The sequence below is a fragment of the Spirochaetota bacterium genome (genome assembly GCA_017999915.1).
Lineage (GTDB): Bacteria > Spirochaetota > UBA4802 > UBA4802 > UBA5550 > RBG-16-49-21.
The window spans coordinates 14,359-38,369 of sequence record JAGNKX010000005.1; the positions used below are offsets into that span (position 1 = coordinate 14,359).

The 24,011-nt window shown below is 53.9% G+C and carries 24 protein-coding genes; 8 read left to right on the top strand and 16 right to left on the bottom strand.

Annotated elements, in window-relative coordinates; genetic code table 11:
- Window position 1 precedes the first annotated feature (1 nt).
- From KA369_08780 to KA369_08800, 5 genes are all read right to left on the bottom strand, one after another.
- The gene (locus tag KA369_08780) at window positions 2-1,201 is read right to left on the bottom strand and encodes a thiolase family protein (protein MBP7736049.1); all 1,200 of its coding nucleotides are present in this window, start codon (window positions 1,199-1,201) and stop codon (window positions 2-4) included.
- Between the two features lie 12 nt (window positions 1,202-1,213).
- Window positions 1,214-2,359, bottom strand: a complete 1,146-nt coding sequence (locus KA369_08785) for a thiolase family protein (GenBank protein ID MBP7736050.1) — start codon at window positions 2,357-2,359, stop codon at window positions 1,214-1,216.
- A gap of 217 nt (window positions 2,360-2,576) precedes the next feature.
- The gene (locus KA369_08790) at window positions 2,577-3,125 is read right to left on the bottom strand and encodes a hypothetical protein (GenBank protein MBP7736051.1); all 549 of its coding nucleotides are present in this window, start codon (window positions 3,123-3,125) and stop codon (window positions 2,577-2,579) included.
- 332 nt (window positions 3,126-3,457) lie between these two features.
- Complete coding sequence (locus tag KA369_08795; protein MBP7736052.1) at window positions 3,458-4,099, bottom strand: hypothetical protein; 642 nt, start codon at window positions 4,097-4,099, stop codon at window positions 3,458-3,460.
- A 158-nt stretch (window positions 4,100-4,257) separates the two neighbouring features.
- Window positions 4,258-4,818: a flavin reductase family protein gene (locus KA369_08800; protein MBP7736053.1), complete on the bottom strand. Its 561-nt coding sequence runs from the start codon at window positions 4,816-4,818 to the stop codon at window positions 4,258-4,260.
- Between the two features lie 151 nt (window positions 4,819-4,969).
- Between KA369_08800 and KA369_08805 the strand changes: the two genes are divergently transcribed.
- Complete coding sequence (locus tag KA369_08805) at window positions 4,970-5,824, top strand: SH3 domain-containing protein (GenBank protein MBP7736054.1); 855 nt, start codon at window positions 4,970-4,972, stop codon at window positions 5,822-5,824.
- A 65-nt stretch (window positions 5,825-5,889) separates the two neighbouring features.
- On the top strand, window positions 5,890-6,741 hold the full coding sequence (locus KA369_08810; GenBank protein ID MBP7736055.1) for a type IV pili methyl-accepting chemotaxis transducer N-terminal domain-containing protein: 852 nt from the start codon (window positions 5,890-5,892) through the stop codon (window positions 6,739-6,741).
- Window positions 6,742-6,771: 30 nt separating this feature from the next.
- Here the strand turns inward: KA369_08810 and KA369_08815 are convergent, their stop codons facing one another.
- The 5 genes from KA369_08815 to KA369_08835 form a co-directional block, all read right to left on the bottom strand.
- Window positions 6,772-8,286 carry a GMC family oxidoreductase gene (locus KA369_08815; GenBank protein ID MBP7736056.1) on the bottom strand — a complete coding sequence of 505 codons (1,515 nt, stop codon included), beginning with the start codon at window positions 8,284-8,286 and terminating at the stop codon, window positions 6,772-6,774.
- A gap of 55 nt (window positions 8,287-8,341) precedes the next feature.
- Window positions 8,342-8,746 carry a hypothetical protein gene (locus KA369_08820; protein ID MBP7736057.1) on the bottom strand — a complete coding sequence of 135 codons (405 nt, stop codon included), beginning with the start codon at window positions 8,744-8,746 and terminating at the stop codon, window positions 8,342-8,344.
- A gap of 164 nt (window positions 8,747-8,910) precedes the next feature.
- On the bottom strand, window positions 8,911-9,321 hold the full coding sequence (locus KA369_08825) for a hypothetical protein (GenBank protein MBP7736058.1): 411 nt from the start codon (window positions 9,319-9,321) through the stop codon (window positions 8,911-8,913).
- Between the two features lie 115 nt (window positions 9,322-9,436).
- A complete protein-coding gene (locus KA369_08830; protein ID MBP7736059.1) occupies window positions 9,437-10,540 on the bottom strand; it encodes an AraC family transcriptional regulator in 1,104 nt (367 codons plus the stop codon).
- A gap of 7 nt (window positions 10,541-10,547) precedes the next feature.
- A complete protein-coding gene (locus tag KA369_08835; protein ID MBP7736060.1) occupies window positions 10,548-11,234 on the bottom strand; it encodes a CPBP family intramembrane metalloprotease in 687 nt (228 codons plus the stop codon).
- Between the two features lie 233 nt (window positions 11,235-11,467).
- Between KA369_08835 and KA369_08840 the strand changes: the two genes are divergently transcribed.
- The 4 genes from KA369_08840 (at window position 11,468) to KA369_08855 (ending at window position 14,075) form a co-directional block, all read left to right on the top strand.
- Window positions 11,468-11,905, top strand: coding sequence for a MarR family transcriptional regulator (locus tag KA369_08840; GenBank protein MBP7736061.1), 438 nt, complete (start codon window positions 11,468-11,470; stop codon window positions 11,903-11,905).
- Between the two features lie 181 nt (window positions 11,906-12,086).
- Window positions 12,087-12,896: an SDR family oxidoreductase gene (locus KA369_08845; GenBank protein MBP7736062.1), complete on the top strand. Its 810-nt coding sequence runs from the start codon at window positions 12,087-12,089 to the stop codon at window positions 12,894-12,896.
- Between the two features lie 38 nt (window positions 12,897-12,934).
- Window positions 12,935-13,603 (top strand): hypothetical protein, encoded by a 669-nt coding sequence (locus KA369_08850; GenBank protein MBP7736063.1) that lies wholly within the window; start codon window positions 12,935-12,937, stop codon window positions 13,601-13,603.
- Window positions 13,604-13,859: 256 nt separating this feature from the next.
- Window positions 13,860-14,075: a hypothetical protein gene (locus KA369_08855; protein MBP7736064.1), complete on the top strand. Its 216-nt coding sequence runs from the start codon at window positions 13,860-13,862 to the stop codon at window positions 14,073-14,075.
- 119 nt (window positions 14,076-14,194) lie between these two features.
- On the opposite strand, the gene KA369_08860 is transcribed toward KA369_08855, so the two are convergent.
- Window positions 14,195-14,830: a dephospho-CoA kinase gene (locus tag KA369_08860; protein MBP7736065.1), complete on the bottom strand. Its 636-nt coding sequence runs from the start codon at window positions 14,828-14,830 to the stop codon at window positions 14,195-14,197.
- Window positions 14,831-14,852: 22 nt separating this feature from the next.
- Window positions 14,853-15,353, bottom strand: a complete 501-nt coding sequence (mobB, locus tag KA369_08865; GenBank protein ID MBP7736066.1) for a molybdopterin-guanine dinucleotide biosynthesis protein B — start codon at window positions 15,351-15,353, stop codon at window positions 14,853-14,855.
- A gap of 132 nt (window positions 15,354-15,485) precedes the next feature.
- Here mobB and KA369_08870 point away from each other — a divergent pair, with 132 nt between their 5' ends.
- Both KA369_08870 and KA369_08875 read left to right on the top strand, forming a co-directional pair.
- The gene (locus KA369_08870) at window positions 15,486-15,941 is read left to right on the top strand and encodes a hypothetical protein (GenBank protein ID MBP7736067.1); all 456 of its coding nucleotides are present in this window, start codon (window positions 15,486-15,488) and stop codon (window positions 15,939-15,941) included.
- Window positions 15,942-16,196: 255 nt separating this feature from the next.
- The gene (locus KA369_08875) at window positions 16,197-18,221 is read left to right on the top strand and encodes a hypothetical protein (protein MBP7736068.1); all 2,025 of its coding nucleotides are present in this window, start codon (window positions 16,197-16,199) and stop codon (window positions 18,219-18,221) included.
- Window positions 18,222-18,233: 12 nt separating this feature from the next.
- On the opposite strand, the gene KA369_08880 is transcribed toward KA369_08875, so the two are convergent.
- The 4 genes from KA369_08880 to KA369_08895 all read right to left on the bottom strand — a co-directional run bounded on the left by KA369_08880 (window position 18,234) and on the right by KA369_08895 (window position 23,976).
- Window positions 18,234-19,184: an NAD-dependent epimerase/dehydratase family protein gene (locus tag KA369_08880; GenBank protein ID MBP7736069.1), complete on the bottom strand. Its 951-nt coding sequence runs from the start codon at window positions 19,182-19,184 to the stop codon at window positions 18,234-18,236.
- A gap of 36 nt (window positions 19,185-19,220) precedes the next feature.
- Complete coding sequence (locus KA369_08885; protein MBP7736070.1) at window positions 19,221-20,033, bottom strand: SDR family NAD(P)-dependent oxidoreductase; 813 nt, start codon at window positions 20,031-20,033, stop codon at window positions 19,221-19,223.
- Window positions 20,034-20,252: 219 nt separating this feature from the next.
- The gene (locus KA369_08890) at window positions 20,253-21,503 is read right to left on the bottom strand and encodes a thiolase family protein (GenBank protein ID MBP7736071.1); all 1,251 of its coding nucleotides are present in this window, start codon (window positions 21,501-21,503) and stop codon (window positions 20,253-20,255) included.
- Window positions 21,504-21,540: 37 nt separating this feature from the next.
- Window positions 21,541-23,976 (bottom strand): nitroreductase family protein, encoded by a 2,436-nt coding sequence (locus KA369_08895; protein MBP7736072.1) that lies wholly within the window; start codon window positions 23,974-23,976, stop codon window positions 21,541-21,543.
- Window positions 23,977-24,011: the final 35 nt, after the last annotated feature.

Below are 24,011 nucleotides of genomic sequence, written 5' to 3' on the forward strand. Positions count from 1 at the left end.
CCTACCAGTTAAGTTCCTTCTCGAGCATCGTGAGCACCGTCCACATGGTGCCGCCGAAGCCGGAAGCGAGCGCGTGATTGACCGGGGTCGGTATCTGGTGGCCTCCCGCATTGCCGCGAACCTGCAGCGCCGCTTCAGCCACCCGGATCAGTGCCGTGGCGCCGATGGGGTTCGACCCGATAACGCCGCCGGACGGGTTGATGGGCATTTTGCCGCCGATCATGATTTCATGGGCTTCGATAAGCTTAATATGCTCATCGCCCTCGAGGCCGAAGAAGTCCTTAATCCAGTCCATGGCCCACCAGGTCGCCGGATCGTACATCTCAAACACGTCGAAGTATTCGATGGGAACCTTGATATCGTTGCGCTTGAATAGCTGCTCAGCCGCGAATTTATGGGTCCTCATCCAGGGATACTTCTTGTTGTATCCGAATATAGTGAAGGTCTCTTCCTTGTGTACCGTGATATGGTCCCGTATCCACACCGGGTTCTTGCTGAGTTCTTTCGCCTTTTTCTCGCAGGCGTAAATGACGCAGCAGGCACCGTCGGACTGGGAGCACATCTCGATGAGCTTCAGGTCGCCGACGAGGCGCGGCGATGTCTTGACGAGGTCGTCTATCTGACTGAAATCGAGGCCGAAGGATCGGTGCGCGTTGGGATTGAGTCCAGCGTGCTTGTCCATGATGATGCGGTAGGTCAGCGACGCCCTGTTGGCGCGCTCCAGGCCTATCGTGTCTATGACGTCATATGCGGCGGAGCCGGTGAGGGCGCCCGCCTGGATCTTCCGGAACCAGAGGGGGTCCGCCATGTTGGTGATACCTCCAGTGGTATGGCCTTCCTGCTGCTTCTCGAAGCCGATGGCCATGACTATATCATACATGCCCGAAGCTACCAGGTTATCCGACGCGATATTGAGCGTCCCGCCGACGGTACCGCCGGTGGTGATCCGGATACAGTCCTTGCCAAAAGCGCCTGTGCCCAGGGTGTGCCACATATCCGGCTGGTGCACCATTTCAAAGAGCTCCATGTTGCCGTGCACGACGCAATCTATGTCTTTCATGGTCAGGCCCGCGTCTTTCAAGGCCAGGCTGACCGCTTCATGTATCATTTCAGGCTGGTTGACATCCTCGCGGTGGCTGGAATGTTTGGTCTGCCCGATGCCGATAATGCCGACGTTTCTGTTTTTCTTTCTGTGTGCCATTGTCAAACCTCCCTACGCTTCCATTACTATAACGGCCTGGTGCTGGCCGGCTCCGCCGGTCGCGGCCTGTGCGAGGGCCTTCTTGGCGCCCTTGACCTGGCGGTCCCCCGCCTGCCCGGCGAGTTGATAGTAGCATTCGATGGCCCGTGCCGCGCCCCCGAGGAGGAGCGGGTTGCCGTTGAGCTGGCCGCCCGACAGGTTCACGTTGAACTTGTCCATGCCGCCGTCGTCGATCCACTTGCCGCCCTTGCCTTCATCGGCAATGCCGACGCCCTCGGCCCACATCGGGAGCTGGTGCGCGGCGTGGTCACTCAATTCAAACACCTGTATTTCTTTTCTCGGGTCCTTGATGCCAGCCTTCTCATAGGCGCGCTGCGCCGCGTTTTTAAGAGAAAAATTGCCGGCAAGGTCCCTGTCGCCGAGGAAGTAACGGTCTATGCAGCTGCCGTACCCGGAGATCCATACGGGGTTCTTACAGAACTCTTTTGCCCTCTCTTCGCAGCAGAGAAGCATGCCGTAGGCCCAGTCGGTGACAGGATACACGTGCATCTCCCTCAGCGGGTCAAGGTACATCGGCGAATTCATGACTTCTTTTTCATCAACGAGTTTATTTTCACGCGCAAAGGGATTCTTTTTCGCGTTTTTCCTTGAACGGACCACAATCTTTGCGAGGTGCGCGTCCGTGACGCCTGATTTTTCCATGTATGCCCTGGCCTGCAGGGCGTCGACGTTCTGGAAATCCATGCCGAGGGGACGGCAATAGAAGGGATCATAGGCGAGGTTAGTCGCCATCCGCCGGCTCTCTCCCTGGGATTCCTTGCAATGGCCCATGAAGAGTATCACGTCATCATGGCCGCTGAGAATGCTGGCCATGGCGTAGCCGAGGCCGTTGAGGCTCTCCTGTGCCATTTTTTCTTCGCCGCGGAAATGCGCTCCCAGCACGTCAGTCATACCGTTGTCGGATATGGTCCGCGCGTCAAACACGTCATCTGAGCAGGAAATGATAGTCCTGATGCCTTTTTCCATGTCATAGGTGACCTTGGTCTGCTCCATTATCGGCTCGAAGCATTCGAGAAGCATGTTCTGGAACCGCATGTGATCGTATGCCGGCTCGTTTTTAACCTGCGCGACGGCGCAGATCGCTATTCTTTTACCCATTACCCATCCTCCTGTTTTTACTGAAAAGATAAAGGATCACAATAAACCTCCTGCGTAATCTTTCTGTTTTTCATTTCATTCTCAATCCCTACAACCTCACCGGCGCCCGGCACCGCACTCTCCTTATTTGACCTTGCCCCATCTCCACATAATGAAGAAGGGGTAAGGATGGACGATGGAAAGGGGCCGGTCGTGAGGTTTGCCCTGTCCCGGACCGTTACACGTAACAGTTCCAGAACGTTCCCTGTTTGACCGCGCGCAATATTGAATCCTTATCGCGTTTTGCGTCCAATTCTATCCAGGCCCGTCCGATTCCCACCAGCGTGTGGGAGTCGTCCGAGGCGATCTTCGGATACCGGATGTTCAGCGATTCAAACACCGTATCGCGAAAGCCCTTGGTCGTTATCTCCACCGCGTCCAGCGGATACATCTTCTCCAGTTCGACAAGCCGCTCCAGCACCTGTTCCGGCGTCATATCGTACTCGCCGATATGGTTGAAGATATGGAGCGTCTCGCTGTCCCCTTCGATCCTGTTAACATGAATGTAGCCCCTGACAAACGCCGTTATCTCGATGCCGTGGAAAATGATCATGTCAGTTTTGACCTGGTCATAGAGTTCCCGGTAATTCGGCTTCAGCAGATAGTCGTGGTCCGTAAAAGCCACAAAATCATACCCCCTGGCCTCGTAAGCATTGGCCGCTTCCTGCGGCGTCAGCTTGCCGTCCGAGCAGGTGGTATGTGTATGGAGACATCCTTTAAGCAGCATAGATACCAACCGATAAATAATTCAAAAGAACATTGGCTGATTGTATCGCAAGTATTCAGCCAAGTTATTGATTGGACAGCCAACCAATTTATTTTTTTTCTTAAAGCGGATCATTAAATGAATACGGGCAAACCATATTCATAAAACCGCATAAATTGAATTTAATGATTATTTAAATTAATGTCCAACTTTTAAATTGGACGACCAACCAATCTGAATGTAAAATAATGACGCAGCCGATTGTTGTCAATAAAAAAAGATTAATTAATACCAAAAAAACGGGGCCATGCCGATTCCATCCCCGGGGAGGAACCGGCATGGGCGGGCGGGCTTTATTTTTTCTCTTCCAGTGCCTTTTTCAGATCCTTTCCCATCTGGTTCAGGATGTTTTCCCTGAAGCGGTTCAGCGTCATGGTATCGGTCATTTCGTAGGATCGCTCGGGATATTCGTTCTTGATTGTCAAGATAGTGGCGCCGTTCGTTGTTGATACAAGGCGGGCCTGGACCTGGAACATGAAAAATTTCATTCTTTTTGTCTTCTTTATCTTTTCAGTTTCCTTGGTTTGCTTATTCTTTATGTATTCATAGTACTCTACCCACTTCACCTCCTCCCCGTTACGGGTGACGGTGCCGAAGAGGAGAGCCTGTGCGCCCGACAGGCGCCCGATCTCCTCGGCATTGCTCACCACGCCGGATTGGGAGCGCTCGATCTCCTTCAAGATGGTTTTCAGCTTGGACCGTTCGACGACCTTTTTGCCCACGTCGACAAAATGGCCGCGGAAGGCCTCTTCGCACTCGGTCACGACCACCTTGGGGATCCCCTCGGACGAGTCAAAGTTCATTACCGCAACGGTATCCACCTTCGCCATTTCAGCCTTGTTCATGGAGATCTTCGATGTCGAACATGACATGAAGACTGCCACCAGAAAAGCGATCAGCAATAATCCCGGCCAGTTACTTATTATTTTTTTCATATGATTCCACCTCTGTTTCGTGTTTTTTTGACTAGAAGCCATTTAAAAATGCCAGACAATCCAACCTGTCATTGCGAGGAGTCCCGATCCAATCGGGACGATGAAGCAATTTAATATAACGAAAGAATCATCTGTCAATAATAATATATGCCACCCGGTCACTTCCTGTATCCCTTTCCGTCGGACCAGGCCTTGCCGATGCTCTCGCCAAAGGCCCAGTAGCGATTGTCCGGCATGGTGAGGAAGAACGCCCCCGCCTTTTGGTAATCGGGGCTCTTTCCCGCCAGGCATGATTCCTCGCCCCAGGCGCCGGTGATCTCCCCTATGAAGAGGGAATTGGTACCAAGGTCAACGGCTTGCACGAGCCTGCATTCAAGGCACACGGCCGCCTCCCGGATAAGGGGCGCCCCCTTCAATGCGCCGTAGAAGACGTCAAAGACGGCCGACTTGTCGGTATTATGACCGGATACAATCCCAACGTAATCGGTCCTCTCCATCAGCCTGGCACCCGGGATATTCACGCTGAAGGCCTTTGTCTCCACGATGCCGTCACGGGTCGCGTGGCTGTTGCCGATGCCGACTGCTATCATGGGCGGCTTCGCGTTGACCCTGGCGACCCATCCGACCGCCATGAAGTTTTCCTTGCCGTTCAGCATGGTGCCGACGATGCTCATCGGCATCGGAATGAATGTATTCGTGTTGATCTGTACATGAGCCATGGCATACTCCTCGTTCAGGATGAATTTTTGTTTTATCGCACAAACCCAGGGCAGCATTATTACGCGGAAACCGGAACATGCAAGCAAAAAAATATTGATATATTATCCTCATGGTATAGCAATATCTCCATACTATTACCAGGAGCATACCATGAAAAAAATAATACCCGCCATGATCCTTTTCTTGATTCACTTCACAGTATACGCCAATGCGGGCACCAAGATGCAGGTGTACACCATGGGGGCCTTTGAAGAAGGAGCCCTGGTCTTCCTCGCGGCTGACACGGTCAACATCCGCAGCGTTCCCGCCATAGGGAACAATATCATCGACAACCTTCCCGTCGGATACCAGGTCAAGGTCGAAAAACGGAGCGATGCGACCTACACTGTTGACGGCCTGAAGGCGTCCTGGTACCAGGTCAGCTACAACGGCGCCAAGGGTTTCCTCCGGGGATTCGTCTGGGGCGGGTTCCTGTCAGTGGCATCCCTGCCGGTGCAATATAAAGGAAATCCGGCCATAATCCTCTTCGCCATAAAGAGCGCGAAGAACACCGGGACGATCCCGGTCCTGGCAATGATCGCCGGCGGAGGGAAAATAATCTCAAAGACATCCCTGGAGGCCATCGGCATTCTCGATGGAGACCGGGCCTTCAGCTACACCATAGCGGCGGAGCTCCACGGCAATCGCGGATTCGCCGGAGTATCCAACGTGATCACCCTTGATTTCAATTACCCGGCCTGCGGCTTCCCCTTCGGCACCATCGTGCTGGTGTACAACGGGTCCGAGATCATCTGCGGCCCGCATTCGTTGAACATGGTGGAGGGCGGCGTGTTTCACAGTTTTGAGAATTTTATCTTCCCGGATGAGAAAAAAGGGATAAAGAACGGCCTGGTGAAAATCATGACCCATGAGGAGTTCGATGATGCAAAGAAAAAATACATCCTCAAAGAGACTAAACAAAGTAGTTGCGCCTGGACAGGAACAAGGTTCACGGAAATGAAATAAGAATAACGCAAAACCAATGCATGAGGAGCGGTAACAAAAGATCATTGCCGTACACATATACAAACATGAACGATAAAACGAAACAAACGGCAACAACGGCAACACTCTCTCCGCGTTTCATATTGCTGTATTGCGTCATAGGAGCGGTTATAATCGCCTATTCCATCGCCATCTACTCGTATATACGTCTGCAGATTGAAGATAACCTCAGAATAAACGCATCCGGCCGCCTGCGCATGTTGTCGCAGCAGATAACAAAAGAGGTGCTTCTGTACCGTGACGGTACAATGACAAAAAGCAAGGTCCTGAATACGCTTGATTTCTTTCACGGGACCATAAACGGCATTGCCAGCGGAGGGGCCGTGCCCATGGAACAGAGCGGCACCGTTACCATGAAGATACGCGCCATGGAGCACCGCTCCAGCCAAATCATCCTTAACAGGGCAATGGAGGAGTGGGAGCCCTTCAGGAACCACGTTCTTCGATATCTCGAACGAAAAGATCCGGACTCACTGCGCTATATTCTGGACCACAATGAAGATTTACTGCATACCATCGAAAACGCGGTGGCGGCCATCCATAGCTATGCCGACAACGACCAGAGGGAAATGGGCATGATCATTGCCTCCGCCATTCTACTGGTCGCTGCGGCTATCGCCGTTTCCATGGTCCGCCAGGTGAGGAGATACCGCCGCGCCGAGACGCGCCTTGCCGAGATCGAGCAGCTTCTCCCGATCTGCTCCGGCTGCAAAAAAATCCGCACGGACAATGACCACCCGGAAAACCCGGGATCATGGACCTCCATCGACGAATACCTCCGCGACAAGAAGGACATGGTCTTCACCCACAGCATCTGCCCGGACTGCATGATGAAGCTCTACCCCGGCATGTTCAATGACGGGCACAAGAAAGATTAAAGGTACGGCCCGGGGACACTGCGGCCGCCGTCAGCAGAGGCGTTTCGCAATCCCGTCGGCCACGTAATTCGACAGGGCCATGATGGTGATCTGCGGGTTTACGCCCAGCGACGTGGGGACGGCGCTGCCGTCCGCCACGAAGAGGTTCTTCACTTCGAAGGATTCGCCGCAGCCGTCCACCGCCCCCTGCTTCGGACCGGAGGCCATGCGGCACGAACCGAGAGGATGAAAGGCCATGGTCTCGATCTGGTTCGGCCTGACGCGCAGCTTCAGCAGCCGGTCCGCGTCTTCCACGGAATCGAGATAAGGCATCTTTGAAATCGCCGTGTACACGCGCAGGGCCCCGGCGGCGAAAAATATCTTCGCCAGGTAGGCGATGGCCCTCTTGAGCTTGTCCGCATCGGTGCGCGTGATCATGTAGGACGCCATGATGCCCCTGTTCCTCCTGGGACTGAAGCCCTTGAGCACGCGGCCCTCGCCCTCGTCATGGACCATGACGCCGAAGACCGCCAGGTTGTTGTACCTGACCGCCATATCCTTGTGGCTGAACCCGACGCCGGGGAGGGCCGCCAGGAGAAGGGACGGATGGACCATGACGCCCTCCATCATGATACCCTCGTCCTCGAAATCCTTGATATAGGCGCCCTGGGAAACGCCCTGCCATCCCCTGACCTCTTCGTTCATCAGGGCCACGACCCTGCCCGCCGGATGGATCTGCAGGTGCCTGCCGATATGCCTGTTCGTCAGGCCGCTCCACTTCAGGAAGGAAGGCGTTATCATGGCGCCGCAGGAGACCACGACGGCCCGGGCCTTGACGGTGCAGCCGTACAGGCGCCTGCCCGTTTTCGGATCGACAACGGAGGCTTCCACTCCTTCGGCAACTCCGTTATTAATGATGACACCTTCCGCACGGCAATTGGCATAGATGCGAGCCCCGGCGGCTTCGGCCTTCGGGATATAGGTCACATTGACGCTCTGCTTGGAGTTCTCCTGGCACCCGAACTGGCAGGGCCCGCATCCCCTGCACTCCTTCACGTTGTGCCGCAGGGGCCTGCAGGTGTAGCCGAGCTTGTCGCAGCCGCGCTTCACGATCTTCGCGTTGTTCCCCAGCAGGTCCCAGGGGAGGTCCGTGACATTGACGATTTTCTCGACCCTGTCGAAATAGGGATTCAGGGTCTCCTCGGTCATGGCGCCGAGGCCCAGCTCGTCGCGCCACTTCTTCAACACCGGGGCCGGCGTCCGGAAACAGGTGGCGGAGTTGACGGTGCTGGTGCCGCCGATGCACTTCCCCAGGGTGAGGGATATGAAGGGGTTTCCCATGGTTCCGGTGGTGCCGCCGTGGCGGTACATGTCGATGAGGCCCTTCACCGGCTTGCCGTCCCACTCCTTCGCGGTATAATGCCCCCCCTCCTCGAGAAGCACCACGTACAGGCCCTTCTCCGCCAGTTCCTTGGCGGCCACGCCGCCGCCGGGACCGCTGCCGATGACGCAGACGTCGCAGGATTCTTTGATATCGCCGGTATAGTCCTGTATTTTTTTTATCATGATCGTTCCCTTTTGATAATGTCCCGGCCCGATAGTCGAGCAAGCGCTTGCGCGCCTATCGGGCCGAATGGCATCCGTGCTCGTACCCCGTGAGGCGCGCGTTGTCGTCGCTTTCATAAAACGTGAGCATGGTAAGAAGCTTCATGAGGAGTATCATTATCCTCCGGTAAAAGAAGGGGCTTGTTTCCATTGCTTCAAGGACATGGATCCCCTTGTCCATGGTGAGGCTCGTGAAGCACCTTCCCTTGCGGAGGATCGAGCTGAACTGGATATAGTTCAGCATCAGTGGGAAAAGCTTGCGTATGGCCGGGTCGTAGCTCATGAGCACCTCGTCAGCCCGCGGCAGCAGGTCAAAATCAGCGGCCCCTGGCTTAAAGGCCCCTCCCTGCGGGATGATGACGTTCATCACGGCACTGAATATTATACCATTCCTGCCCTTGAGAACTTTTAACTGACTCATATATTTCTCCTGTTAATAAAGCACACCCAGACCTCACCCGCGCTGCCTTCGGCAAACTCGGGACGACGCCGCGTGCTCTCACATTGTAAGACCTCACCCCCCAACCCCCTCTCCTTAGTAAGGCGAGGGTGAATGCCGATCCAATCCCTTCTCCGCAATGAAGTTTATGCCCTTCTCACGGAAAAATAAAATGAATTGAACACCAGGCCGCATATCTTGAAGACGCCGCGGCCCAGGTAATGGCCCTCCCCCACCCGCTTCACCTCGTCATTGAGGGCCCTCAGGATGAAGCTGTTGCCCCGGCGATTGTAATTGATATGGAGCACCCGCTGGCCATCTCCCAGCGCGGAATCCCTGACGCTGATCTTAAAACTGCCGATGCGGATACGGCCCATGAATTCATTGAAGCCTCCGGGCCCGCCATTCTCATCGGCGGCGTCATCGGGGAAAAATTTCCTGTGTCCGAAGAAGCGTATCTCCGGGAGGACCGGCGTCACCAGACGCACATTATAATAGCCGCGCAGCTCCGACGGGTCAGGCGTCATCCCCCTGGAGAATGTTTCTTTCAGTGTCATCGCGTCTCCCTCGCCATATCACGGCGCACCGGCTGTCGCATCTTTATGAACGCAGTATATGCTTATAAAAAAAGCCCGTCGTCTGGAATGATAAACCAGGAACGATTTTATCGAATCATCGGCCCCCGCCCTTCCGGAAATTCTGCGGCGACATTCCGGTGAAGCGCGAAAAGGCCTCGTAAAACGCCGACTTGGAGTTGAACCCCACTTCCAGGGATATGGCCAGGACCGTTTTTTCAGGCTGGCTGATAAGCATATCCTTCGCGTCCCGTATCCGGTACTGGTTCACGTAGGTGTTGAAATTCGTGTTGAGCCGCTCGTTCAGGAGCTGGGAAAGCTGGTGGGGGGTGATGGAGAGCTCGTCTGCCAGGTCCCTGAGGGTAAGCTGGTCATCGGCATAGATCCTGTCGCCATCCATCAGGCGGTTCAGTTTTTTTGTAAGGGAGGGAACATCCACCTGTTCAAGGAGCGACCGGTTGGAGTACTTCTTCTCCGCCTCGAACATGAGGAGCTGCAGTATCTTGGGATAGCGGAGACTCACCAGGTAGGCGCAGATCACCAGGAGACCCGTCAGGTTCGCGCCCCAGCGCAGCAGGGAATAGGAGCCGATGACATAGCCGAGTATGGTGACGACCGTTATACCTGCAATGACCACGATGCTCAGGGTCATGACATAGAATATGACAACGTTTTCGCCGGTGCGCCGGGTCGTGATGAATTTCCTCAGCAAAAAACCGAGGCAGACGACCATCTGGACGCCGGCCCCGGCGATGATCATCCTCGCCCGGAGGGCACTGGAAGAGGCGGCGCCGCTGAAAAGGTCTTTCAGCAGGGCGATCCTGGCCTCATCAGCCATGGCAATGAAGGCGATATCCGCGCCGAGACCGATCGCAACCGGAAGGAAGAGGAACGCCATTTTCCGCGGCATGGCCTCCACGGGAAGGATCACCAGGTAATCTGCGCAGTAAATGATGGGCGCCATGAAGTACAGGGCCGTGACATGGAAGAAGAGAAGCCGCGGGTGCGAGTAATGAAGATCGTTGACGATAAGGCAGATCTGGAACAGGATTATGCTCAGGGATGTGAGGTATGCGGCCAGGACATAGTTCTCGAAATAGCGCACGCGTCCGCTGAGCTGTCCGACGCAGATGAGAATGGACAGGCCGGCCGAGAAAAAAATGAAGGCGGCTGAAATGAACTCAATGCTGAGAATATCCATGGCGGCATCACTGCAGTATCAGTGTCGCGATAAACAGAAGCTCCACCAGGAAATGGAGCAGGAAGGGAACCCAGATGCTCCCCATCCTGAGGGCCAGCCACGACAGGAGTGGCGAACCGACCAGAAGGCCCACCGCTTCGAGCTCCGGCTTAATGAAGTGGAACACGACCTCGAAAGCCCATGCCACGGCTATGGCTATCCGGGCGGCGACATCGGCCGGTATCCCGTCACGCTCCGACAGGACGTAATAGAGACCCATGAGCAGGAACCCGCGGTGGAGGAATTCCCATCCCGTCAGAGTCGATGAGGTGAAGATCATGAAATTGACGAAGCGGCCCGCGGTCCCGTCGCCCGGTTCCGCGAAAGCCGATGAATAGAAGGTGAAATATCCCTTGAAGAAATATATCCCCCCGAAGGCGGCCACAAGGATAATGGCCGCCCCGATGACCAGCTTCCTCGTGAGGGGATCAAAGCGCGGCATGCCAAGGCCGATCCTCGAGAGCGGAACTTTCAGCGCAAGGAGCACTCCCAGGGGAAGAACGATCCTGACGATGACCCATAGTAGGTAAAAGTAATTCCCCACTATCAGCGAACGGGCATGATAGGTGCCTATGAGCTGCGCCATAATTGCGGTGAAGACTATTATCGTGACGGGCGAAATAATGGATGTTATCTTTTCTTTATAATATATCATGGTAATCCACTCATCGGGGTTTCCGCTCCTGTCCGGCGACTCCTCAAATGTTGTCCTCCTCGGCAATTTTTATCAAGCCAAAAATTACCGCTATCAAATAACATCGAAAACAGCCGATGCCGCTTTTTGTTACAACATCCACATTTATGCTGAACCCGGAATAAAAAATAACTTGTATCATTAAAATACATATAGTATTATGCCATTACAAAAATAGAGGGGAGAATGAACACATGCTTGACGACATACCGCGTGAACAGCTGGATCCGATACTCTTTAACGCCCTCAGGGCGATCTACAGGTTCCAGCAGTCCAAGATGACCGCTTTCGGCCTGGACTACGAGGATATATATCTGCTCCAACTGCTCATGAACCACACCCCGCAGCGCATGGGGGAAATCGCCGACGAGATGGGGATTCCCATCAGCACGGCCACGCGCGTGGTGGACCGTCTCGAAGAAAAAAAGCTCCTTTCGCGAAAAAAGGACCCCCGGGACAAGAGAAATATCCTGGTGACACTGGAACAGAAAGGGAAGGATGTAGTGACAAAGGTCGAAAACCAGACATACCAGATCCTATCGAAAAACCTCAGTAATTATACCGATGAAGATATTACATCATTTTATAAAACCGCGATAAATCTGCACAAGATCCTGGACGTCAGCTCTTAGCAATCATTCAACTCCGAATCCCTACATTTAAGCCTTGTTCCGGATATGCCAGGAAAAATACTTCCATTTTGGAAATATTTTACTTGCGTTTTGGAACTAATTGTATACATTAGACATGAGGGTTAAGAACATATCTCTGGCGATTCTGACCCATGAATACTTATAAAGGAGCGATAATTTAATGAAACAATTAAAAGGTACACTAGCGGTTGTTACCGGCGCCGCCATGGGCATGGGGAAGAGTCTTTCCCAACTGCTCCTGGCCGAGGGATGCAAGGTTGCCCTTGTTGACATCAACAAAACCGGCCTTGAACAAACCGAAAAGGAGTTGTCGACGATCGGCGAATGCCGGTCATACGTCTGCGACATATCCAGCCGCGATGATATTTTCAAGCTGGCGGCAAAAATCGAAAAGGACATGGGTCCCGTTTCGATCCTTGTCAACAATGCCGGCATCGTGAACGCGGCTCCGGTTTCAGATATGCCGGTTGAGACCATCGAAAAGATCATCAACATCAATCTCACTTCCCAATTCTGGACGGTCAAAGCCTTCCTGCCTTCAATGATGAAGCAGAAAGAGGGCCACATCGTCAACTTCGCCTCCGCCGGCGGCATCCTGGCCATACCGAACATCGCAGCCTACTGCGCGAGCAAGTTCGGCGTCGTCGGTTTCACGGACGCCCTGCGTCAGGAAATGAAGAAGCAAAAGACGAACATCGGCGTTACCATGGTCTGCCCCAATACGGTCAACACGGGGATGTTCAACGGCTCGAAAATGGTGGCCGGCACGAAGATGCTCACCGCCGACAGTGTCTGCAAGAAGGTACTGAAGGGGATCAAGAAAAACACTGCCATGGTGGCGGTGCCCTCCCTGCCGGTAAAGATCGTTACACCCCTCACCAAGGTGCTCATGCCCATACACGCCATGGACTGGATGAACAAGGTCCTGGGCATGTGGGACGCCAACGACACCTGGAAAGGCAGAAAGTAAATTAGACGCATCAACAATAAGATATAAGAGGTATGAACATGAAAAAGGTCAAAATAATAGCGATAGTTATCGGCGCCCTTGTGGGGATACAGCTGCTGACCACCGTAATCAACATTCTCCAGAAAGGCTCCAGCACATACGGGGGACAGACAATGACTCAAATACTGGGAGTCCCTGCGGAAAAGGCAACGCCGGCCGACATTGAGAAGCTCTCCAAGGCGCAGTTATTCCAGCTCTTCTACGCGGCCAAGGCACCCGACATGGAAAGCATGAAAGGCGAATACAAGGCGAAAACGATCTCGGTCGGCATCCAGGCAGCCAGCGCAGACTTCTACACTCACCACGTCTTCGGCCCCGGCCGCTGGGAAGGCAAGGCCTTCACTCCCAACGAAAATGAAAAGGGCAAAGGCACCGGCTACAATCTTTTTAAAATAAAAGATAAAGACGGCAAAGACGCTATCGCCCGCACCCGCCGTATGAACACGTCAATAGGGAAATCCCCGATCGACGGGAAAGAATCATATATCCTTGACTACAGCCCCTACAACGGCGGGACCGTTCATTCCATGCAGGATGAGGTCAGGAAGGTCAATGACACGCTCTTCATCTGCTTGGGCTACATGGGAATTGGCGGCGGTTCAATTAATCCCGCTCCCTTTATTCTCTACGGCGAAGCCTCACCCTGGGTAGGTCCGGACGAAAAATAATAGACAATTACACCCCCCTGATATCATCCTGATATCAAAGCATCCCTCTGATCAGTAAAAGAGGGATGCCGGGGGGGCTCCTCACATACGCACGAGCAATAGTGCATTTCCTTTACTGGCATGACCGCGGCAGCCATAGGGGCCGCTGCGTGATACGCGATGAGCCTTATACCGTCCACCCCGGTTAGGAGTCGAAGAAAAGCAACAGGAGATACGCCGGAGACCCGGTAATCCCGGGCACCGGCGCCACAACACCATGAATCAGATACGACTTGCAAAAAAAGGCGAAATCTGCGGAATCTGCGGCAGGCATGAGGCCGTTGTCTACTGCGACGGATGCGACAAACCCCTGTGCCAGGAATGCAGGGTCTTCGACATCTGGTGCACCGGCTGCGGAAGTGGCGATCCCCACGTTTTTTGCCGGAAATGCAACGATGATCCGGAAAAGAATATCTGGAAGGGCTTATACTGAATGTGTAGACCGATAGTTATCGGTAAACATGTGTTCAGAAATGATGCTGATAGTATTATTCTGGTGCCAGAGTAATTATTAAACAGATAGTTATCGGTTTAATCATATACACATCAAGTTTATCGTGTAGAAATCCCGGCACGAAGCTTTTCAAAAAGGGCTGCTACCTGTTTTCGGGTATCATCCAAAGAACCTGAGTTATCAATAAGAAATCTCGCTTTGTCTTTTTTATCTTCGATGCTCATCTGTGCTTTTACAGTCAACTCGGCAGTTGGCCTGTCAAGGCGATCCCGGGCCATGAGCCTCTCGATCTGCACGGTGACCGGCACATAAACAAGTATGGCATCCGGAAAGAACTTGTCCCATCCCGATTCATATAGCAAAGGGACATCAATGATGATGGGCATCCCATCATTCATCCTGTTGAATGAGCCTATCCTTTCCATCACGATCTGGTTGATACGCGGATGGGTCATGCTGTTGAGCTTGTTCCGCTTTTCAGAATCTCGGATAATCTGGTCCCTGACTTTTTCGCGGTTCAGAGTACCGTCAGGATTAATAACAGCCTTCCCGAAGAACTCTTCAATTTCACGCAATGCAGGCTGTCCCGGTTGAACCACTTCACGGGCAATGAGGTCTGTATCGACGATATGGGCGCCCATATCCGCAAGCATCAACGCCACCACGGATTTTCCGGTCGATATGGCGCCGGTAAGGGCAAAACAATTTTTCAAAAAATCTCCGGATCCGGACATATACAATGATCCTTCAGGGCATTCAACCCTGCTTTTTCAAAAATGTAGCTTCAATAAAATCGGCAAGCTTATCTATATCGTCAAGGCCGAAGCGGGGAACGCCTAAATCAAAATGCGTATCCGTCACCAACGCGATCAGATCACCGCCTTTGGTAAAGATTGGCGCTTGATGCTCGCCGGCCCTGAAAACTTCAATCTTTTGAGCTCTTTCCTTCTTAAAGCCTTCAGTGATAATAATATCCACATCACCGGCATACCTGTCGCGTATCTCATCCAGGGAGGCGTCATGATCGACGTCACGGATCATCGCGAGCTGCGTCGGCGATGAAATAATTGTGCAGGCAGCTCCGGCTTTTCTGTGACGCCAGGTATCCTTTCCCTCATGGTCCATGGAAAAACCGTATACGTCATGTTTGACCGTAGCCACGCGGTAGCCGCGCCTGACCAGCTCGGGTAAAAGCTTTTCAAGCAAGGTCGTCTTGCCGATCCCGGAATAGCCCACAAAAGAAACGATTGGAATCATTGTCACTCCTCATAGTGATGGCATCCATAACAAATGAGCATGTAAAAAATTCAATAAAAAAATCTTATATTTTTATTCACCGTTCGTTCACTACAGTAAATAGCCCTTTTTACAGGGAAAAGGAGCCTTCATATGGAAACGACACTTTATATTCAAAATGACATCTTCCAGCAAATAACCAAGGCTGCAAGGATTAAGGAGATCTCTCGATCAGCGATGATCTCAATTCTGTTAAAAAAAGTAATGAATGAGACAAAAAATCCCGATTGCCTGTGGAAAATGGTGCATTATCAGCAAAAAAGAAAGCCGGAGGAATGGCATAGATTTCATTTTGTGATGCGTCCGGATGATTATGAGTATTTCTTGGATTTGAGAAAACTTCTTAAGATGTCTGTTTCCTTAATTCTTGCTTACGCAGTTAATAAATACCTGCATAAGCTTTTATCTAAAAATATTACCGATAACTATCGTTACCAGAATTATATCATTATTAAAAATAATATTGATACAATTCCCAGTTGGACATTAGTATGGGGATATCCGCCAAACATATCAGACTACCTGCAAAAACACACCACCAACACCTGATCATAATCACAAATTCAAAATTTGTTATTTACAAATAACATGGCAAGGTAAATAGTGCTCACGCGGTAGGGTTAATATTTTTTTTACATTTGCAAAAATTATCATAATATCTTGAAATCAAAACTGCCTCTTACATTCCTTCTTTTTTTACTCCTTTGCGCACCTTCATTCGCACAACAGACCATTATTATACAAAAAGAGCTCCAGGAATACAATATCACCGGTCAGCAACTGTCATACATCGAAGACAGTGAAATGAAATTGACTATCGATCAGGTTTCTTCAGAGGAATACCGGGATAAATTCAAACATGACATTATAGATGTTCCAAATTTCGGTTACTCTACATCTGCATACTGGTTGAAATTCAGCATCAAAGGCGACAATACCGACAGCAACTGGCTGCTGGTAATTAACTACGCCCTCCTGGACCACGTGACATTATTCATACCGGATAAAAACGGTTACAAGGAAAAAAAACAAGGCCAGATGCTGCCCTTCAACGTGAGGGAAGTTAAAAATGAGAATTTCGTTTTTAATATAGATATTGCTCCCGAAACCGTCAGCACCTATTACATGAGGATCGAGGCGCAGGATTCATTAGCCGTTCCGATGAAACTCATCTCCAATCAGGCGTTCACCGAACAGAGCACGATGATTCGCCTCTTTCTCGGCATCTTCTATGGTTTCATCATGGTAATGATCCTGTACAACCTGCTTATTTTCATTATGACCAGGGATATGAGTTATCTGTTTCTCATACTCTACCTGATTTCATTCACTCTTTTTATAACTTCTGAAAACGGTATTTCCTATCAGTACCTCTGGCCTGGTCTTCCCTGGTGGGGAAAGCGCGTCGTTCCTTTTTCAGTGAGCATGGTAACTCTCTGGAGCTCCTTCTTTGCACGCTTATTCCTTCAAACCAAGTCATTGAGCCCCAGGATCGATAAGATCGTAATCGGGTTCGGAGGCCTTGGCATCATGGGGCTCGTTCTTTCCCTGGGCCCAAGCTATTTTATTGCCATCATCTATGCCGTGATCCTCTGCGTGCTCTATGCCCCGGCCCTTATTTTCTTCGCCTTCATGCAGTGGAGAAGAGGATACAGGCCGGCGATATATTTCCTCATCTCATGGTTCGGCCTGAGTGTCGGGACTTTGCTGTATGGCTTTAAGACATTCGGCCTTCTTCCGGAAATGATGATAACAAAATATGGTGTGCTCCTCGGAGCCGCGTTCCAGGCCATACTTCTTTCCCTTGCCATGGCTGACCGCATCAAGGTGATGAACGAATCCCTCCGCGTTGTGAAAAATAATCTTGAGCATCGCACCGAATCGCTGCTCTCGATCTTCGAAAAGGCGGAATCCATGTCCGACGACCTCTACAGGGTGAGCACCGAGCATTCGGAAATCGTCGATACCTTCACCCTTGTCGCCCAGAACCAGGCCTCCCATGCGGAAGAGATGGCCGCGTCGTACGAAGAGCTTACATCATCGACCGACTCGATCGACCAATCGATGACCCGACTCGCCCTGGAAGGGGAAAAGATACGCGACATGGCCGGTATCCTCACCTCCTCGCAGCAGGAAGTGCAGAACACCAGCCAGACGGTCATGGCCAGCATGAAAAATATCATCCGCTTCACGGAAAAGACCGACATAGACCTGACCCGGATGACGGAAATGATGCAGATCATCAACGAAGGGGGCCAGGCCATTACCAACATCATTTCCCTGATCAACGACATCTCCGATAAGATAAATCTTCTTTCCCTCAACGCCGCCATTGAGGCCGCGCGGGCCGGGGAGCACGGGAGGGGCTTTGCCGTCGTTGCCGACGAGATCGGTAAGCTTGCCACTGCTACCTCCGACAACTCCAAGCAGATATCGAACCAGATCGAAAAGATATCGGTGGACATCCGCAGGGGCATCGATATCGCGAACCAGACCAAGCAATCGACCAGCGACGTCGCCAAGCTCGTGACAGAGGTCAATGTACAGATCGACTCCGTAAAATCGGCCATGAGCAACCAGGAGAGCGCCATCCAGGTGCTGGTCAATCAGGCTGATGTGATTAAGGAGCAATCGCGGGTTATTTCGGTCGCGACGAAGGAACAGAAAAACGGCATGATGGAAGGCGCCATCACCATTCAGAACCTGGCCAACATGGCCAACGATATCGCCGTATCAAATACAAAAATACTGCAGTTTATCAAAATACTCAACGACAAGGCCGGCGAGCTGAAAGGCATCATTCAAAATCTCGAGGAAACCCCGGCGTAAAATGTCAGAAGCTCACCCATTCTTCCCGGACAAGATATATTCCGCAAAATCAGCAAAGGCCTGCCGCGTATCATACCGGCATGCGTACCCGATCTCACTCTTCAACTTCCCGGTTGACGCGACCCAGCTGTGTCGTATCATCTTCAAATAAGGGCTGGGAAATTCGCTGACAAAGGTAAACCGCAACAGCCATGCGATGTTGTTAAGAAAATAGAGCAGGGGATACGGGAGGAGGATGGTGATGTTTCCCAGCGCGGTCGCCATCTCCCGTATCGTCATGACATCATCGCCCGCCGCATTGTAAACGCCTCCTCTGCCCCGGACCATGAGCATCCACATGATCTCGACCAGGTCATCCTCGTGGATGAACTGCATCGGTTCGGTCCGGAAGGGAATGGGTACTATCTTCAATTGTAGAAAGCGCGCCAGGGGATTGTCGAAACCGGGACCGACCACGAAACAGGGCCGGATGATAATGAAACTCGTCTTCGGATGCTTTTCCCCGTATTCCTTGAAAATGCTCTCAATGATTTTTTTCGACTTGCTATAGGTGATTTCGTCATTGCCCCGCAGAGGGCTCTCCTCCAGGAGGGGCCGGTCATTATCAGGGTGAAATCCGTACGCAGTGGTGGAGCTGGTGTAAATAATCCTCTTAACCCCTGCCCTGACGCACGAATCAAGGACAGTACGGGTCCCGTTGATATTGATGTCCTCCATCAACCGCACATCATGGCTGGGAGGTAATATGAAAGCCGCATGGATCACCGTGTCAATGGAATGCTTTTTGATGATGTCATCTATTGGTTCCCGCACATCCCTTTTATAGAACAGGAATTTTTTCGGGGTGATATCAGGCTCTTTGATGTCGAGTCCGACCATGGTTTTCACTTCATTTTTTGCCGATAGGAAATGAGCCAGTTTTCTGCCGATATATCCGGATGCCCCTGTTATGAGCAGATTCATGATAATAGCCCCCCTTCGAGATTGTGATGATCGCGTCTAATCTGCGGGCCGTAGCACGAAAAAAGAAATCGCATCCACGATCTTCCGCGGCATGAAGCGGTTCAGGAACAGATGCACAAACTTGCTCATGATCCCCGGTACTGCCACGACTTTGCCCTTCACCAGGGCCTCCATTCCTTTTCGGGCGATATCCGCCGGATCGCTGAGTCCGCTGATCCTGTACCACCACACCTTCCTGGGAAAGCCGTTACCCTGAAGAAGGGGCGTATTGGTATAGGATGGGCAAAAAGCCGTCACCCTGACACCGGTTCCCCGCAATTCCTGGTTAACGGCCTCGGATAGACTCTGGATAAATGATTTCGACGCGCCATAGACCGCATGATGGGGAGAGGGCTGGAACGCGGATACCGAGCTTATATTCAGGATCCTGCCTTCACCGCGCTTGACCATCTCCGGGATAAAAAGATGCATAAGGGCAAGGTAACCGCCTATGTTGACCCGGACCAGGTTCGCCTGGCTTTTCAGGGGAGCCTCGTGAACATTGCCGTATACCATCATCCCCGCGTTGTTCACCAGCACGTCTATGCGGGGAACCTCCTTCGCTATTTTCCGAAAGAGGTTGACGGGGCCCTGGTCTTCGGTGAAATCCTCGGTCATGCACCAGGTCCGGACGGAGTATCTCTTTTCTAATTCACGACCCCATGCCACCAATGCGTCGAGCTCCCCCGGGATGGAATGGAGCACGCAGTGGGCCCCGGCCCCGGCGAAGCAGCGAGCCAGCTCCTTTCCGATGCCCGAGGATGATCCGGTTATGAGCACATACTTGTCTTTCAGATTGTATTGTTTCATGACGCCTCTCGTGTTTTTTTCCCTTCCCCCGGGGATTTCACAGATCAGCAGGCCGATATCGGTCTCAATAATTGCGGCATTGATAAAATGCCGTGCCGTACCGTAATCGACATCATGCTTGAATGCGATGGTACGTCCTGCCTTCCCTCATGTAAGTCATGATGATATAAATGTGAATGGACGGTGCGGGGGCGGCCCGGAGGCAGCCCCCGCACCAGACTACTTATATCGCCCCAGTATGTGAATGCACATTGCAGCTTCTTCCACGCCGATGTTGCCGCCGCCGTTCTCCGCCAGGCCGATGCGGGCGCCTTCCACCTGGCGTTTCCCCGCATCGCCCCGGAGCTGCAGCACCAGCTCATGGATCTGGGCGAGACCCGAAGCGCCGATGGGGTGCCCCCGACACTCGAGGCCGCCGCTCGTGTTGATGGGCCGCTCGCCCCCGAGGCGGGTCGCGCCGGTCTCGGCGTAGGGACCCCCTTCCCCTACCGGGCAGAAACCCATTACTTCCGACTGGTGCAGCTCGCCCCATGACGTGGCGTCGTGGAGCTCCGCCATGCTGATGTCCTTCGGACCCACGCCGGCCATGTTGTAGGCCTGCTTCGACAGGCGCTCGCCGATATCCTCGCCGTCAAGGGGCCGGTCGCTCCCCTGGCCGCACACCGAAGCCATGACCCTGACCGGCCTCGCGCCGTTTAGCTTCTTTAAAAACGCCTCGGAGCAGATGATGCACGCCGCGGCGCCGTCGCCCACGGGAGCGCACATGGCGCGCGTCAGCGGCCATGCCACTTCCTTGTCCGCCAGCACCTCCTCCACCGACATCAGCTGCTGGTACTGCGACAGCGGGTTCAACGAGCCGTGCAGGTGGTTCTTGGAGCAGATCACGGCGAGCTGCTTCTGCGTCGAGTTGAACCGGTCCATGTGCCACCGGGCGCCCATGGCATAGGCGTCCATGAAGATGCTGCGCCCCTCTCCCGGCTTCGATTCATCATGGCCCGGTATCTTAAGGTTCTTGAAGGACTTCCCCACCTCCATGATCATGGCTATGTGCTTTTGCAGATTGCCCACGTCCATACAGGAGGCATAGGCCCCAAGGGCCTGGGCCTTGTTGGGACTGGTTATCTTCTCCGAGCCGACCGCCATGGCCACATCCCACATCCCGGCCTTTATCCCCATATAGGAAAGGTGAAGCGCCGTGGACGCGCCGGCGCAGGCGTTCTCCACGTTGGTAATGGGTATCTTGTCGATGCCCATGCCGCGGAACACCACCTGGCCCCTGATCGAATGCTGATTATCATACATGCCCCAGAAGGTGTTTGAAAAAAACGCCGCCTGGATGTCCTTACCCGCAAGGCCCGCATCGTCCAGGGCCAGCTTGATGGCCTCTTCCGCCATGTTCTTCACGCTTTTGTCTGGATACTTGTTGAAGCGTATCATTCCCGAGCCAATTATGTATACGTCGCTGTTCATTGTGCTGCTTGATCCTCCTCTCAAATTTCATCTTTTCTCATTCAATCCAGTCAACCTGCGGGAACTCCCGCTTGACCGGGTTGTCTATTTGCACGGCCGGGAACCCCACCGCTATGGCCGTTGCGACATGGTCATAGGGCCAGGCTATGCCCAGCTTCTTCTTTAGTTTACCGCTGAGATTCACCGGCTCACCGGCGAAGCCGGAGAAGCAGGTACCGAGGCCGATGGAATGCGCTGCCAGGGCGATGTTCTGGCAGCACATGCCGGTGCTGAATATCGGCGTCGATATGCCCATGTGGTGCACCAACACGTAGATGACCGTGGATGCGCCGAAGAACACGTCCATGTGGCCCTCGACGAACTGCGGCTTCACCAGGGCCTGTATGGCCACCATGGGACGCTGGTCGATCGAGTCCGGCTTGAAAAACGCCAGGCTGTTCTTCAACAGCTTCCGCATCGGCCCCTTCCCCTGGTAAAGCTTCGTCACCATGCCAAGGGTCTTGCTGCAGGCAGCGCTGACCTCATCCAGGAGCGCCCGGTCCCTTATCACCAGGAACTTCCAGGGCTGGCCGTTCCCTGCCGAGGGCGCGAAACGCCCCGCCTCGAGGATGCGGTGGATCATCTCCTTCGGCACCTGTTCCTTCTTGAAGACGCGGTTGGACCGCCGCCGGTAGATGACGCGCTCCATGCCGGTTATCCTGCCCTCGATCTCCTCGAACCGGGGCGGCTTCTTCTCCATGAAAGGATTCGGGTAGCCTGCGCCATCCTCGGGCAATGCCAGTCCCGTGGCCCAGCGTCCCTTATCCACCTTGTAGAAATTGGGGAATTCGAGGGCGCCGTGGGGGCAGATGGCCTCGCAGTTATGGCAGGCGATACAGACCCTGCCGAAATACTGCACGCTGGTGAAGTCCGACTTGTACTTGCCGCAGGAGAAGCAGCGGCCCGCCTCGGCCTTTACCTCTTCGGCGGACAGGTGCCCGGCCGCGGGGACCTTCAGCCCCGCGAGCCGCGCCTCCGGAGCGGGCGCCTTCGCGCAGGTCCGGTTCGCCTTCGGGTAACCGTAGATCGGCACGTTGCGGAAGGTGATCTCCTTTTTGCCGTTGCCGGAAAAGTTTTTACCGGAGAGGCGCGCGTCGATCGCCAGGGCGGCGCGCTTTCCGGCGCCGATGGCGGCCGTAACCGTCTCGGGTCCGGACACGGCATCGCCGCCGGCGTACACGTTGGGCATCCTGGTGACGCCAAGGCCGTCCGCGGCGATCCAACCCTTTTCAGCCAGATCGTCGAAGCCGGCAAGGTCCGCCTCCTGGCCCAGGGCGTAGATCACGGAATCGACATACAGATCATAGCCGCTCCCTTCGACCGGCTCGGGCCGGCACCGGCCCGACTCGTCCTCTTCGCACAGGCGCATGCGCGTGCATTTGACCGCGGCGCGTCCGTCGTCGGCGCAGGCCACGTTTATCGGCGCCGCCAGATATTCTATCTTCACGCCTTCGTCCAGTGCGTCCCGGATCTCGTCGTCATGGGCCGGCATTTCCTTGCGGGTGCGCCGGTACAGGATCGTCACTTCCGCGCCGAGGCGCCGCGCCGTCCGGGCCGCATCGATGGCGGTGTTGCCCCCGCCGACGACCAGGACATTCTTGCCGACGGTCACGCTCCCGCCTTCGTTCACGGACCGGAGAAACTCGAGGCCGGAAAAGATGCGGCCCGAGGTCCCGAAGTCCGGGTCCTTGCTCTTCGCCGCGCTGATGGCGGCGTACACGGCGTCATACTGCTTCGCCAGGTCCGCCACGGACACGTCCTTGCCCACGGTGACGCCGGTCTTGAGGACAACGCCCATGGCGAGGACACGATCGTATTCCGCGTCGATCACCTCCGCCGGCAGCCGGTAGGAGGGTATCGCGTACCGGAGCATGCCGCCCGGCTTCGCCGCGGACTCGTACACCGTTACCTCGTGGCCCAATCGGGCCAGGTGATAGGCGCAGGCCATGCCCGAGGGGCCCGACCCCACCACGGCGATGCGCTTGCCGCTCTTCGCCGCAGGCGCGGTAAAGGCCATGTTCTCCTTCACCCCCCAGGCGCCGATGAACCGCTCCACCTCGTTGATATTGACGGAGCCGTCGAGATACTGACGGTTGCATCCGCCCTCGCAGGGGTGCGGGCACACCAGGCCGGTTATCGCGGGAAAGGGATTGGCCTCTGTGATGATATCCCATGCCTCGCGGTTGGACCCGCCCTTCGCCAGGACTTCCATGTACTTTCGGACATCGATTCCGGCCGGGCAGTTGTACTGGCACGCCGCCTCCTGCACCTGCGAATAGGGCCGCTCCACCAGCGTGAGGGTCTGGCAGGGACACTGTTGTATGCAAAGGCCGCAGCCGATACACTTGTCGTCGTCCAGGTTAATTGAAAAAGGCACTTTCACGACCGGGGGGTCGCTCAGCACCCGGTATTTCTGCGTAAAGGTATCGCTCATGGCGTTTCCTCCAACATTGCTGGTTTAATGGTCTC